Here is an 11,971-nt window from a genome sequence, read left to right as displayed (position 1 = left end):
GGGGGGCTTGGCAAGGCGCAAAACGCTTCACGCCGAACGCTGAACGAAGATGCCTTTGACCGACTGGCCTTGGCAGCTGGGGCGGCAATAAAAATCGGCGTTCGACAAATCGGCCACGGTGCCGATGTCCTTGTCGCCACGACCCGACAGGTTGACCAGAATGCTTTGATCAGAACGCATGGTCTTCGCCAACTTCATGGCATAAGCCACGGCGTGGCTCGATTCGAGGGCGGGGATGATGCCCTCGGTGCGGCACAGGTAGTGGAAGGCTTCCAGCGCTTCCTTGTCGGTGATGCCCACGTACTCGGCGCGGCCAATGTCCTTCAAGAAGGCATGCTCGGGGCCGACGCCGGGGTAGTCCAAACCCGCGCTCACACTGTGCGTTTCGGTGATCTGGCCGTTTTCGTCTTGCAAGATGTAAGTGCGGTTGCCGTGCAGCACGCCGGGTGTGCCCAGTTGCAGCGAGGCGGAGTGCTTGCCCGTGTCCAGACCTTCGCCTGCAGCTTCCACGCCGATCAGGCGGGTTTTATCGTGCGGGATGTAGGGGTAGAAGATGCCCATGGCGTTGCTGCCACCGCCTACGCAGGCGATCACGGCGTCGGGCTGCTGCTCTGCCATTTGGAGCGTTTTGAACATCTCGGGCATTTGCGTGAGGCATTCCTCACCGATCACGCTTTGGAAGTCTCGCACCATCATGGGGTAGGGGTGCGGCCCGGCCACAGTGCCGATGATGTAGAAGGTGTTATCCACATTGGCCACCCAGTCGCGCATGGCTTCGTTCAGGGCGTCTTTGAGGGTTTTGCTGCCGGACTCCACGGGAACGACCGTGGCACCCAAGAGCTTCATGCGGTAGACGTTGGGGCTTTGGCGTTTGACGTCTTCGGCGCCCATGTAGACCACGCATTCCAGGCCGTAGCGGGCGCAGATGGTGGCCGTGGCCACGCCGTGCTGGCCTGCGCCCGTCTCAGCAATGATGCGCGGCTTGCCCATGCGCTTGGCCAGCATGGCCTGGCCGATGGTGTTGTTGATCTTGTGGGCACCGGTGTGGTTCAGGTCTTCACGCTTCAAGAAAATTTGCGCGCCGCCCATTTCACGGCTCATGCGGGCCGCGTGGTAAACGGGTGAGGGGCGGCCCACAAAGTGCGCCAGCTCCGACTTGAATTCGGCGATGAAGGCCGGGTCGTGCTGGTACTGGGCGTAGGCGGCTTTGAGCTCGTTGATGGCGTGCGTCAGTGTTTCACTGACGAAACTGCCGCCATAGATGCCGAAATGGCCTTTGAGGTCGGGTTGTTGGTAATCGAACATGGTGATGGCCTTCGTTAGGGCGGGGCCGCTCGGTGCTTGCAGGGCTGAGTGCTGCAAAGTAAGCCGAGGCGTGCCCGTGGACTGATTTAAAGGGAGAGTGCGTTGTCTGCGGTGCGCACCGCCTGGACAAACTGCCGCATTTTGTCGGCATCTTTGAGGCCCTTGCCTGCTTCGATGCCGGAGCTCACGTCAACGGCCAGAGACAGGCCGTGCGTGCGCAGTGCACGAATGCCATCGCCCACGTTTGCAGGTGTGAGTCCACCAGACAAAACGAGGTGAGCATTGACGTTTGGTGGCAGGAGTGACCAATGGAATGTTTTTCCGCCGCCGCCGTATCCGTCGACATGCGCGTCGAGCAAGAGGGCTTGGGCTGCTTGATGAATGTGGGCAAATTCTAGCAAGTCGAAGTCATGGACCTTGGACAGGGGAATTCGGGCGGCTTTGAGGTGGGGGCGACCTGTGCGCTGCGACATGTCTTGGCAGAAGTCGGCCGATTCGTCGCCATGAAACTGCAGCAAAGCGCCCGGCACGGCTGTGCAAGCCGCTTCGATCCGCGCAGGTGTCTCGTTGACGAAGAGCAGCACGGGTGTCACAAAAGCGGGCAGCAGGCGGGCCAGATCGGCTGCGCGCTCGACGCTCACACTGCGTGGGCTGGGCGGGTAAAGCACGAAACCAATGGCGTCTGCACCCGCGGCGCAGGCGGCCAACACATCCGCTTCGCGGGTGAAACCGCACATCTTGATGCGGGTGCGGTGCTGTGTGGCGGGGCTGATCAGCGTCATGGCAACCAATCAAAAGCAGGGGTGGTGTCGGGCAGGCCCCATTCGGGGCTGTAGATGGGCCCGGCAAAGTACAGGCCATCGGGCGAAAAGGTGGGTGCTGCGGCATCGCGGCTTTGGGCCAAAAGTACCTCCCGCATCCAGTCGGGTGACTGGTGGCCTTGGCCAATTGTGACCAGGCATCCCATGATGTTTCGGATCATGTGGTGCAAAAAGGCGTTGCCTTCGAACTCAAAGCGCCAATACGCGCCGTGCCGGGTGATGCGGATGTGCCGCAGCGTTTTGACAGGCGACAGCGCCTGGCAACTGCTGGCCCTAAACGACGAAAAGTCGTGCTCACCCAGCAGATGCTCGCTGGCTTGGCGCATGCTTGCTTCGGCCAGAGGGCGGTACACCCAGCCCACGCGGCCCGCCTCCAGGCTGGGGCGCACGATCGAGTCGAGCACCACATAGATGTAGCGTCTGCCGGTGGCGCTGGCGCGGCAATGGAAGCTGTCAGGCACATATTGCGCCCACTGCACCGCAATGTCAGTGGGCAAATACCGGTTGGTGCCGCGCACCCAGGAGTAGGGATCGCGCTCCAGTTCGGTGTCAAAGTGCACCACTTGCATGAGACCGTGCACCCCGGCATCGGTGCGTCCTGCACACAGGGTGCTGACCCGGGGTACATCGCAAAACTGGGCGAGGGCTTTTTCGAGTTTGTCCTGAATGGTTTGGCCAGAGGACTGGCTTTGCCACCCTTGGTAAGCCGTACCCGAGTAGCAGACGCCCAGCGCCAGTCTCACCGGATTTGACCGAGCAATTGCAAGGCGCGTGCCTTGAGATCACCCGTGGCAGAAGACGCCACCGACAGGATCAAGGCCCGGGCCAGGTCTTGGTCGCCCTTGGCCAGCAACTGGCTGGCCAGGTTCAGCTTGGACATTTCAGTGTCTTCAGCCGATGGTGCTGCACGTGGAGCTGGCGCTGGTGCGGCCACTTGCACTTGAACCGTTGGTGCCGGTTGATGCTGTGGTGTCATCATGGCTTGTGGCATGGCCTGGATGGGGGGCTGCATCGGCTGGGTGTGCGTTGTCATCGCTGGAGCTGATGACATGGGCATGATGTTGACCGCACCATACTGGGGTGCTGCAGCATGGGCCGGGCCCATCGGGGCTGTGGGCCCCAGGTTCAGGTCCAGCGAAGACATTTGCGGTGGAATGTCCTGATGGCGCATGGTGGAGTTGCTGGAAGTCTGGAAGGCGTGAGGAGGCACATCGTCATACGAGGGTGCAAACACTTCTTCGTTGGCCGACGATTTGCGGCGGATCCAGAAAATGAAGACCAACAGCACAAATATCAGCCCAGTAGTCCATGCCCACATGGTCTTGTTTTGAGCAAACTCATCGAGCACCGATGCGCCCAGTTTGGTCAAGCTTGATTCGCTGTCGGCTGCCGGTGGTGTGCCAGGCAGGCTGGAGCCGTTGCCTTTAGACAAGGCATCGAGCTCCTGCACGTTTTTGTTGAGCGCAGCCAATTGGTCAGCCGCATCTTTGCTTTCGCGTTCAGCCGCCAATGTGGCTTCAGGGCTGGTGGTACTGATTTGCGACTTGGACAGTGTCAGCCTGTCTTGCTGAGGTGTACTGTCCTCTTTGTTTTTGAGGTCGGTGCTCACCTTGCCGGACATTTCACGCCCTTGAGCACTGCCCACAAGCAATGGCGACTGTGCCAAGCGCCGGGCGTAGGCGGCAAAGTCGCGTGTCTGGGCAATGACGGTTTGTCGGGCTTCGGCTTGTGGGATTTGCGCCGCTTCTTCGGGCGCGGGCATGCGCAATACTGCGCCTGCACGGACCAGGTTGACGTTGCCCTCAATGAAGGCGTCCGGGTTGGCCTTGACCATGGCCAGAAGCATCTGATCCAGCGACACATGCGAGGGCAGATTCCTCAAGGCCAGCTTGGAGGCCGTGTCACCTGGGCGAACCGTCAAGGTTTCAGACGCGCTGTCGCTTTGACTGGCAATAGATGGTTTGGCCCCCAATACGGCAGGTGCTGCCGGCACATTGCCCGTGGCATTTGCAGGTGTTCGGTTGTCGACAGGTGCAAAACGGTAGACCGGGATGTTCTGTGCGTTGAGTTCAACGCTCGTCGGTGGCGCAGCTGAGGCTTCTGCTGGGGCTGCTGGAGGGGCCACAGGCACAGGCGCTGGCACAGCTTGAGCGATTGGTGTGGCAGGTGTTACTGCCAGGTAATTTGTGGAAGCTGTCTGTTCCGATGTGCTGCGAGGCGCTTTTCTGTCGCCACTGCTTGCCGTCAACAAGACCGCATAGTTTTTGACCAATCGACCAGTGGCCCATTGTGTTTCCAGGATCAAGTCAACAAAAGTGTCTTGTAAGGGCACACTCCCCTTCAAGGCAATATAAGGCCTGCCATTGCTGCGAGTTTCTATCGTAGTGGCCACGCTGTACAGCGCACTGTTGAACTCCATGCCCGCTTGCTGAAAGCTGGCAGGAGAAGCGAGCTGAGCGCGTAGGCCGCGTAACTCTTCCGGGGTGTATTGGGCAATGTCGACCTCGGCGTGCAAAGGCTCGCCGATGGCTGATAAAACTTGAAATCGACCCAAATCGAGGGCATGGGCAGAGAAACACCAAGAACAGATGACCAAACCACTGATGGCTTTTAACTTCCAGTCTTTTGCTGTCAAGCTTTGCGTTTTACCCATGTTTTCCCCGAATCCTTGTATCGAAAGCAGCAGTGGTCAGGCGTCCAACAAGATCCGGAGCATGCGCCGCAGTGGCTCTGCAGCCCCCCACAGCAACTGATCACCAATGGTGAATGCACCCACATACTCCGGGCCCATGGCCAGTTTGCGGACGCGTCCCACTGGAATGGTCATCGTGCCGGTCACTGCCACAGGCGTCAAATCCTTGATGGTCGCCTCCCGCGTATTAGGCACCACTTTAACCCATTGGTTATCGGCGGCGATCATGGCTTCCAGATCGGCCACGGGGACGTCTTTTTTCAGCTTGAAAGTCAGGGCCTGGCTGTGGCAGCGCATGGCACCCACGCGCACGCAGAAACCGTCCACTGGAATCGCTGCAGAGTTGAAACCCTCTCCCATGCCCAAAATCTTGTTGGTTTCGGCCATGCCTTTCCACTCTTCCTTGGACATGCCGTTACCGAGATCTTTGTCGATCCAGGGGATCAACGAGCCACCCAGCGGCACGCCAAAGTTGGCGGTCTCAGACGCCGTGAGGGCACGTTGTTTGGCCACCACCATGCGGTCGATTTCGAGGATGGCGCTCTTGGGGTCGTCCAGCAGGGCCTTGACCTCGGCGTTCAAGGTGCCGTATTGGGTCAGCAGTTCGCGCATGTGCTGTGCGCCGCCGCCTGAAGCCGCTTGGTAAGTCTGGGTGCTCATCCACTCGACCAGACCGGCTTTGTACAAAGCGCCCACGCCCATCAACATGCAGGACACGGTGCAGTTGCCGCCCACCCAATTGTTGCCACCGTGCGCCAGCGCGTTTTTGATGACGGGCATGTTGACTGGGTCCAGAATGATGACCGCGTCTTTTTCCATGCGCAGGGTCGAGGCCGCGTCGATCCAGTGGCCGTTCCAGCCTGCAGCGCGCAGCTTGGGGAAGACTTCAGAGGTGTAATCGCCGCCCTGTGCGGTGATGATGATCTCGCAACGCTTGAGTTGCTCGATATTGAAAGCGTCTTGGAGTGTGGTTTCGTTCTTGGCCATCGAGGGGGCTTTGCCGCCTGCATTCGATGTGGAAAAGAAGACCGGCTCGATCAGGTCAAAGTCTTTTTCCTGAACCATGCGGTCCATCAACACCGAGCCGACCATGCCGCGCCAGCCGACCAAACCTACTAACTTGCTCATTTCAACGCCCTTTCAGTTTTTAAAACAGTGTTTGACCTGACTGTTTGCCCGGCTCGTCTGGCCGGTAGGGGCGCACGACGAACCAGGCCGGATCAGCCCTTAATGGTCGTGGTTTTTGTGGTGATAACACGCGCACCGGCAGCCACTGCAGCGGCAGTGATCAGGTTCAGGGTGAACAGGCGGGCGTGAAACATGGGGCCCGATTGTAGCGGATTGGCTGGCGTGGGCCTGACAGCGGTCAGACGCAGTTTGCGCGTAAACCCTTTGTCTTTGGCATGTCTGAGTTCTCTATACTTTTCGAAAGGAAAAACGAATGAGTGCACAACAATTGATTTTGAGCCTGGTGTTGGCCACCATGGTGTTTTCGGTGTCGCTGGAATTGCGGATTGAGGACTTCCGGCGGGTGGCCCAAACCCCGCGTGCCGTGGTTTGCGGCCTGATTCCCCAGTTCATCTTGCTGCCTGTGTGCACTTGGCTGGCCACGCTGGCGCTGGATTTGCCCGCCAACGTCGAGGCGGCCATGATTTTGGTGGCGGCCTGTCCGGGCGGGAGCCTGAGCAATGTGGTCACCCACATGGGGGGTGGCAACACGGCCTTGTCGGTGAGCATATCGGCCGTGGCCAGTGTGATTGCCCTCTTTGCCACGCCCTTCAACTTCAGCTGGATGATCGCTGCCAACCCCGAAACCGCCTCTTGGCTGCGCGAGTTGTCGATCGACCCGTCCGGCATTTGGCTGAGCCTGGTGGCGCTTTTGGGCATTCCGCTGGCCTTGGGTTTGCTTTTTTCACACCAGTTGCCTGCTCTTACCCAGCGCATCCGCAAGCCGCTGGGCAACTTTGCCGTGGGCGCTTTGATCTTGTTCATCGTGGCAGGTCTCATCAAGGAGCGGCAGTTGCTGACACTGGGTCTTTTGCCCACCTTGCTGATCGTGGTGTTGCACAACGCCAGCGGCCTGTTTCTGGGTTGGACTACAGCCAAGGCCATGCGCGTGAGCGAGCGTGACCGCCGGGCGATCATGATCGAAGGCGGCATGCAGAACTCGGGGCTGGCGTTGGGCATCATCGCGGTGCAGTTTGGCAGCGATCTGGGCATGGTCACCCTGGCCAGCCTGTGGGGCATTTGGCACATTGTGAGCGGCATGGGTTTGGCCTTTTATTGGAAGAGAAAAGATGCTCGATTGCTTGATTAAGAACGGCACCGTGGTGGACGGCACGGGTGCGCCCTCCCGTGTGGCCGATGTGGGGGTGCGCGGGGGCCGCATTGTGGCGGTGGGCCAGGTGGACGAACCCGCCCACCAAACCGTGGATGCCACAGGCCTGTGGATCACCCCCGGTTTTGTGGACATCCACACCCATTACGACGGGCAAGTGACTTGGGACGAGTGCTTCACCCCCAGCATCTACCACGGCGTGACCACGCTGCTCATGGGCAACTGCGGGGTGGGTTTTGCCCCCAAGCGACCGGGTCACGAGGACGACCTGATCAAGCTCATGGAGGGCGTGGAAGACATTCCGGGTGCGGCGCTGCACGAAGGCATCCGCTGGAATTGGGAGAGCTTTCCGCAATACATGGACGCGCTGGCCGCCACGCCGCGCAGCCTGGACTATTTGGTGCAGGTGCCGCACGACCCCTTGCGCATGTATGTGATGGAGGAACGCGCCCTGGCCCACGAGAAGGCCACGGCGCAAGACATCGACGCCATGCGTTCGCTGTTGCGCGAAGCCCTGCAGGCGGGTGCCGCCGGGTTCAGCACCGGGCGCAGCGACAACCACCGCACCTCCGAGGGCAAGGACACACCTGCCGCGAATGCGGGCAACGACGAATTGACGGGCCTGGCCCAGGCCTTTGAGGGCTTGGGCCACGGCGTGGTGCAGATCGTGAGCGACTTCAACTTGCTGAACGGCCCCGATCAGTTTGACGCCGAGTTTGACAGCGTGGAAGCGCTGGCGCGGGCCAGCGGCAAGCCGGTGTCCATGACCTGGCTGCAACGCGACCCGGGCGGCGAGCAATACCTGAAGATTCAGCAGCGGGTCGAAGCGGCGGTGCAGGCAGGCCTGCCGCTGTACATGCAGACGGCGGTTCGGGGCATTGGCGTGCTCAACGGGCTGGACGCGAGTTTTCACCCCTTCATGGGTTTCCCGTCTTACAAAGAGGTGGCACATTTGCCTTTGGCAGAGCGCGCACAGGCGCTGCGCGATCCGGCGTGCAAGGCCCGCATCTTGTCGGAAAAGTCCGAACGTCTGGCTGGAGACGGAAGCGCCATCCCGCCGCTGGTGGACATCTTGCTGGCCAAGATCGACCTGATCAGCGGGCGCATGTTTGCGCTCGAAGACACGCTCAACTACGAGCCTTCGGTCATGCAGAGCTTTTTGGTGCGGGCCAAGCAGGCGGGCATCACGCCGTTGGAGGCGATTTACGACCACCTGAGTGCGGGCAGTGGCGAGGGCCTGATTTACTTCCCGATCTTCAATTACAACGAGGGCTCGCTCGACGCGGTGCGCCGCATGCTGGCCCATCCCAGAGCGCTCAGCAGCTTGAGCGATGCGGGGGCCCACGTCGGCACGGTGTGCGATGCCAGCTTCCCGACCTTCATGCTCACGCACTGGGTGCGCGACCGAGGACGTGACAGTATCCCGCTTGAAACCGCGGTGGAGATGCTCACGAGCCGCAATGCCCGGTACCTGGGTTTGACAGACCGGGGCGTGATCGCTCTCGGCATGCGTGCCGACCTGAACGCCATCGACCCCAAACGCCTGAGCGTGGGCCTGCCCCGGTTGGTGCGCGACTTGCCTGCGGGCGGCAAGCGCTTTGTGCAAAAGGCTGAAGGCTATGTGGCCACCTGGGTGGCGGGTGAGCAGGTGCAGCGCGATGGCGAGATCACCGAGGCCCGCCCGGGGCGTTTGGTGCGCATGGGCCAAAACTGACGCGCTTCATTTTTGAAACGTCCGAAATAAAAAGCCCGGCCACCTTCACAGGTGCCGGGCTTTGTTGTTAGCGGAGGTTGATCAGCCGAGTTTGATCAGCCCAGCGCCTTGACCACCGCATCACCCATTTCGCGGGTGCCCACTTTGGTCGTGCCTTCACTCCAGATGTCACCCGTGCGCAGGCCCAGGGCCAACACTTTTTGCACAGCCGCTTCGATGCGCTGGGCAGCTTCGGGCTGGTTCAGGCTAAAGCGCAGCATCATGGCGGCTGACAAGATGGTCGCCAGTGGGTTTGCGATGCCTTTGCCTGCGATGTCGGGGGCGCTGCCATGGCTGGGCTCGTACAGGCCTTGATTTTTCGTGTTCAGGCTGGCCGAGGGCAGCATACCGATGGAGCCTGTGAGCATGGAGGCTTCGTCGCTCAGGATGTCGCCAAACATATTACCCGTGACCACCACGTCAAAACGCTTTGGCTCCTTGACCAGCTGCATGGCGGCGTTGTCCACATACATGTGGTCCAGAGCGATGTCGGGGTACTCTTTGCCCACTTCGGTGACCACGTCTTTCCAGAACTGGAAAGTTTCGAGCACGTTGGCTTTGTCCACGCTGGTCACGCGGCCTTCGGTGCCTGCGGCTTTGCGCTTGCGGGCGGCCTGGAAGGCCACATGCGCGATGCGCTCGATCTCGGGCTTGGAGTAGCGCATGGTGTCAAACGCCTCTTCCGCTCCGGGGAAGTGGCCATCGGTCGCGATGCGGCGGCCGCGTGGCTGGCCAAAGTAAATGTCGCCCGTCAGCTCGCGGATGATCAGGATGTCCAGACCTGAGATCAGCTCTGGCTTGAGGCTCGATGCACCGACCAGCTGTTCGTAGCAAATGGCAGGGCGGAAATTGGCGAACAGGCCCATGTTTTTGCGCAAGCCCAAAATCGCTTGCTCGGGGCGCAGAGGGCGGTCGAGCGTGTCGTATTTCCAGTCGCCGACCGCGCCAAACAGCACGGCATCACTGTCCATGGCCAGCTTGAGTGTGGCTTCGGGCAGAGGATGGCCATAGGCGTCGTAAGCCGCGCCGCCGACCAAGGCGGTTTCCATCTCGAACTTCAGGTCGAGCGTGTTAAGAACTTTGACGGCTTCAGAGACGATTTCGGTGCCGATGCCATCACCGGGGAGGACTGCGATTTTCATAGGGGTTCTCGTGTTCTTTTATGCGTTGACGGCGGTGTGCGCCAGCCAAGGCTTGGTGGCCAGACGCTCGGCTTCATAGGACTTGATCTTGTCAGCGTGGCGCAAGGTCAGGCCAATGTCGTCCAAGCCGTTGAGCAAGCAGTATTTGCGGAAGGCTTGCACCTCAAACGGGATTTCCTGGCCTTGTGGGCGAACCACGACCTGGCGCTCCAGATCCACGGTGAGCTCGTAGCCGGGGAAGGCCGCGACTTCGTCGAACAACTGGGCCACCACGGCTTCGGGCAGCACGATGGGCAGCAGGCCGTTTTTGAAGCAGTTGTTGAAAAAGATGTCGGCAAAGCTGGGTGCGATCACGCAGCGAAAGCCGTATTGGTCAATGGCCCAGGGCGCGTGCTCACGCGAAGAACCGCAGCCAAAGTTCTTGCGCGCCAGCAAAACGCTGGCACCTTGGTAGCGCGGCTGGTTCAGCACGAAGTCCGGGTTGGGCTTGCGGCTGGCCGGGTCCTGGCCGGGGTAGCCGACGTCGAGGTAGCGCCATTCGTCAAACAGGTTGGGGCCAAAGCCGGTCTTGCGGATCGACTTGAGGAACTGCTTGGGGATGATGGCGTCGGTGTCCACGTTGGCGCGATCCATTGGGGCCACCAAGCCTTTGAGAAGGGTGAATTTTTGCATAGCTAAATGGAAGTGGCAGGGGTTTGTAAAAGGGTTTCGACGTCGTTGATGACTTGGGGTGACGCACTTTGTTGGGCGTGTTTCTTGGCTTTGTGGGCCATGAGCGTATCCCATGGCGTACTCAGCCGAGCAAGTTTGGCCCAGGTGTAGGCCAAACCCATGTGATCTTGTTCTGTTTCGTACAGTGCAATGGCTTGGGTGTAGCGGGTTTGCGCCGAATCGACTTGACCCAAGCGGTGGTCCAGATCGCCTAAAGCCTGGAGCGCGTTGGCGCGGCCCAGATTGTGTTGTTCTTTTTCGTAAAGGGCGATGGCTTGGGTGTAGCGGGTTCGCGCCGAATCGACTTGGCCCAAGCGGCTGTCCAGATCGCCTAAAGCCTGGAGCGCGTTGGCGCGGCCCAGATCGTTTTGTTCTTTTTCGTACAGGGCGATGGCTTGGGTGTAAAGGCCCCGCGCCGAATCGACTTGGCCCAAGCGGCTGTCCAGATCGCCCAAAGCCCTGAGCGCGTTGGCGCGGCCCAGATCGTTTTGTTCTTTTTCGTACAAGGCGATGGCTTGGGTGTAAAGGCCCCGCGCCGAATCGACTTGGCCCAAGCGGCTGTCCAGATCGCCCAAAGCCCTGAGCGCGTTGGCGCGGCCCAGATCGTCTTGTTCTTTTTCGTACAGGGCGATGGCTTGGGTGTAAAGGGCCCGCGCCGAAGCGATTTGGCCTAGGCGGCGGTCCAGATCGCCTAAAGCCTGGAGCGCGTTGGCGCGGCCCAGATCGTCTTGTTCTTTTTCGTACAAGGCGATGGCTTGGGTGTAAATGGCCCGCGCCGAAGCGATTTGGCCCAGGCGGCGGTCCAGATCGCCCAAAGCCCTGAGCGCGTTGGCGCGGCCCAGATCGTTTTGTTCTTTTTCGTACAGGGCGATAGCTTGGGTGTAAAGGGCCCGCGCCGAATCGACTTGGCCCAAGCGGCTGTCCAGATCGCCTAAAGCCTGGAGCGCGTTGGCGCGGCCCAGATCGTTTTGTTCTTTTTCGTACAGGGCGATGGCTTGGGTGTAAAGGCCCCGCGCCGAATCGACTTGGCCCAAGCGGCTGTCCAGATCGCCCAAAGCCCTGAGCGCGTTGGCGCGGCCCAGATCGTCTTGTTCTTTTCGTACAAGGCGATGGCTTGGGTGTAAAGGCCCCGCGCCGAAGCGATTTGGCCTAGGCGGCGGTCCAGATCGCCTAAAGCCTGGAGCGCGTTGGCGCGGCCCAGATCGTCTT

At 60.4% G+C, this 11,971-nt stretch carries 11 protein-coding genes; 2 read left to right on the top strand and 9 right to left on the bottom strand.

Features of this window, described 5'->3' with window-relative positions; all coding sequences use genetic code 11:
* Window positions 1–27: 27 nt before the first annotated feature.
* The 5 genes from trpB to asd form a co-directional block, all read right to left on the bottom strand.
* The gene (gene trpB / locus H663_RS36465; RefSeq protein ID WP_053171518.1) at window positions 28–1,305 is read right to left on the bottom strand and encodes a tryptophan synthase subunit beta; all 1,278 of its coding nucleotides are present in this window, start codon (window positions 1,303–1,305) and stop codon (window positions 28–30) included.
* Between the two features lie 86 nt (window positions 1,306–1,391).
* Complete coding sequence (locus H663_RS36460) at window positions 1,392–2,087, bottom strand: phosphoribosylanthranilate isomerase (RefSeq protein WP_053170237.1); 696 nt, start codon at window positions 2,085–2,087, stop codon at window positions 1,392–1,394.
* Window positions 2,084–2,869: a tRNA pseudouridine(38-40) synthase TruA gene (gene truA / locus H663_RS36455; RefSeq protein WP_053170235.1), complete on the bottom strand. Its 786-nt coding sequence runs from the start codon at window positions 2,867–2,869 to the stop codon at window positions 2,084–2,086. The genes H663_RS36460 and truA overlap by 4 nt, the downstream gene beginning before the upstream one ends.
* Window positions 2,866–4,779, bottom strand: coding sequence for a FimV/HubP family polar landmark protein (locus tag H663_RS36450; RefSeq protein ID WP_053170233.1), 1,914 nt, complete (start codon window positions 4,777–4,779; stop codon window positions 2,866–2,868). The genes truA and H663_RS36450 overlap by 4 nt, the downstream gene beginning before the upstream one ends.
* A gap of 36 nt (window positions 4,780–4,815) precedes the next feature.
* The gene (asd, locus tag H663_RS36445) at window positions 4,816–5,946 is read right to left on the bottom strand and encodes an aspartate-semialdehyde dehydrogenase (protein WP_053170231.1); all 1,131 of its coding nucleotides are present in this window, start codon (window positions 5,944–5,946) and stop codon (window positions 4,816–4,818) included.
* Window positions 5,947–6,259: 313 nt separating this feature from the next.
* On the opposite strand from asd, the gene H663_RS36440 reads away from it, so the two are divergent.
* Window positions 6,260–7,135, top strand: coding sequence for a bile acid:sodium symporter family protein (locus tag H663_RS36440; RefSeq protein WP_053170228.1), 876 nt, complete (start codon window positions 6,260–6,262; stop codon window positions 7,133–7,135).
* Window positions 7,116–8,870 carry an N-acyl-D-amino-acid deacylase family protein gene (locus H663_RS36435; RefSeq protein ID WP_053170227.1) on the top strand — a complete coding sequence of 585 codons (1,755 nt, stop codon included), beginning with the start codon at window positions 7,116–7,118 and terminating at the stop codon, window positions 8,868–8,870. Before H663_RS36440 ends, H663_RS36435 begins: the two co-directional genes overlap by 20 nt.
* 95 nt (window positions 8,871–8,965) lie before the next feature.
* Here the strand turns inward: H663_RS36435 and leuB are convergent, their stop codons facing one another.
* From leuB to H663_RS42070, 4 genes are all read right to left on the bottom strand, one after another.
* The gene (leuB, locus tag H663_RS36430; protein ID WP_053170225.1) at window positions 8,966–10,051 is read right to left on the bottom strand and encodes a 3-isopropylmalate dehydrogenase; all 1,086 of its coding nucleotides are present in this window, start codon (window positions 10,049–10,051) and stop codon (window positions 8,966–8,968) included.
* Between the two features lie 18 nt (window positions 10,052–10,069).
* The gene (gene leuD / locus H663_RS36425) at window positions 10,070–10,723 is read right to left on the bottom strand and encodes a 3-isopropylmalate dehydratase small subunit (protein WP_053170223.1); all 654 of its coding nucleotides are present in this window, start codon (window positions 10,721–10,723) and stop codon (window positions 10,070–10,072) included.
* Window positions 10,724–10,725: 2 nt separating this feature from the next.
* Window positions 10,726–11,796, bottom strand: coding sequence for a tetratricopeptide repeat protein (locus H663_RS36420; RefSeq protein WP_165803941.1), 1,071 nt, complete (start codon window positions 11,794–11,796; stop codon window positions 10,726–10,728).
* On the bottom strand, window positions 11,694–11,971 hold a 278-nt coding region (locus tag H663_RS42070; RefSeq protein ID WP_205872741.1), incomplete at its 5' end, for a tetratricopeptide repeat protein. The genes H663_RS36420 and H663_RS42070, both read right to left, overlap by 103 nt.

This window comes from Limnohabitans planktonicus II-D5 (assembly GCF_001270065.2).
GTDB classification, from domain to species: Bacteria; Pseudomonadota; Gammaproteobacteria; order Burkholderiales; family Burkholderiaceae_C; genus Limnohabitans_A; species Limnohabitans_A planktonicus.
The sequence above is the reverse complement of the archived record's forward strand: the minus strand, read 5'-3'. Positions and strand labels throughout refer to the sequence as shown.

Bases quoted from the DNA above. Each gene is read 5' to 3' on its own strand.
- trpB (WP_053171518.1), bottom strand. From the start codon at position 1,305: ATGTTCGATTACCAACAACCCGACCTCAAAGGCCATTTCGGCATCTAT.
- H663_RS36460 (WP_053170237.1), bottom strand. From the start codon at position 2,087: ATGACGCTGATCAGCCCCGCCACACAGCACCGCACCCGCATCAAGATG.
- H663_RS36450 (WP_053170233.1), bottom strand. From the start codon at position 4,779: ATGGGTAAAACGCAAAGCTTGACAGCAAAAGACTGGAAGTTAAAAGCC.
- asd (WP_053170231.1), bottom strand. From the start codon at position 5,946: ATGAGCAAGTTAGTAGGTTTGGTCGGCTGGCGCGGCATGGTCGGCTCG.
- H663_RS36440 (WP_053170228.1), top strand. From the start codon at position 6,260: ATGAGTGCACAACAATTGATTTTGAGCCTGGTGTTGGCCACCATGGTG.
- H663_RS36435 (WP_053170227.1), top strand. From the start codon at position 7,116: ATGCTCGATTGCTTGATTAAGAACGGCACCGTGGTGGACGGCACGGGT.
- leuB (WP_053170225.1), bottom strand. From the start codon at position 10,051: ATGAAAATCGCAGTCCTCCCCGGTGATGGCATCGGCACCGAAATCGTC.
- leuD (WP_053170223.1), bottom strand. From the start codon at position 10,723: ATGCAAAAATTCACCCTTCTCAAAGGCTTGGTGGCCCCAATGGATCGC.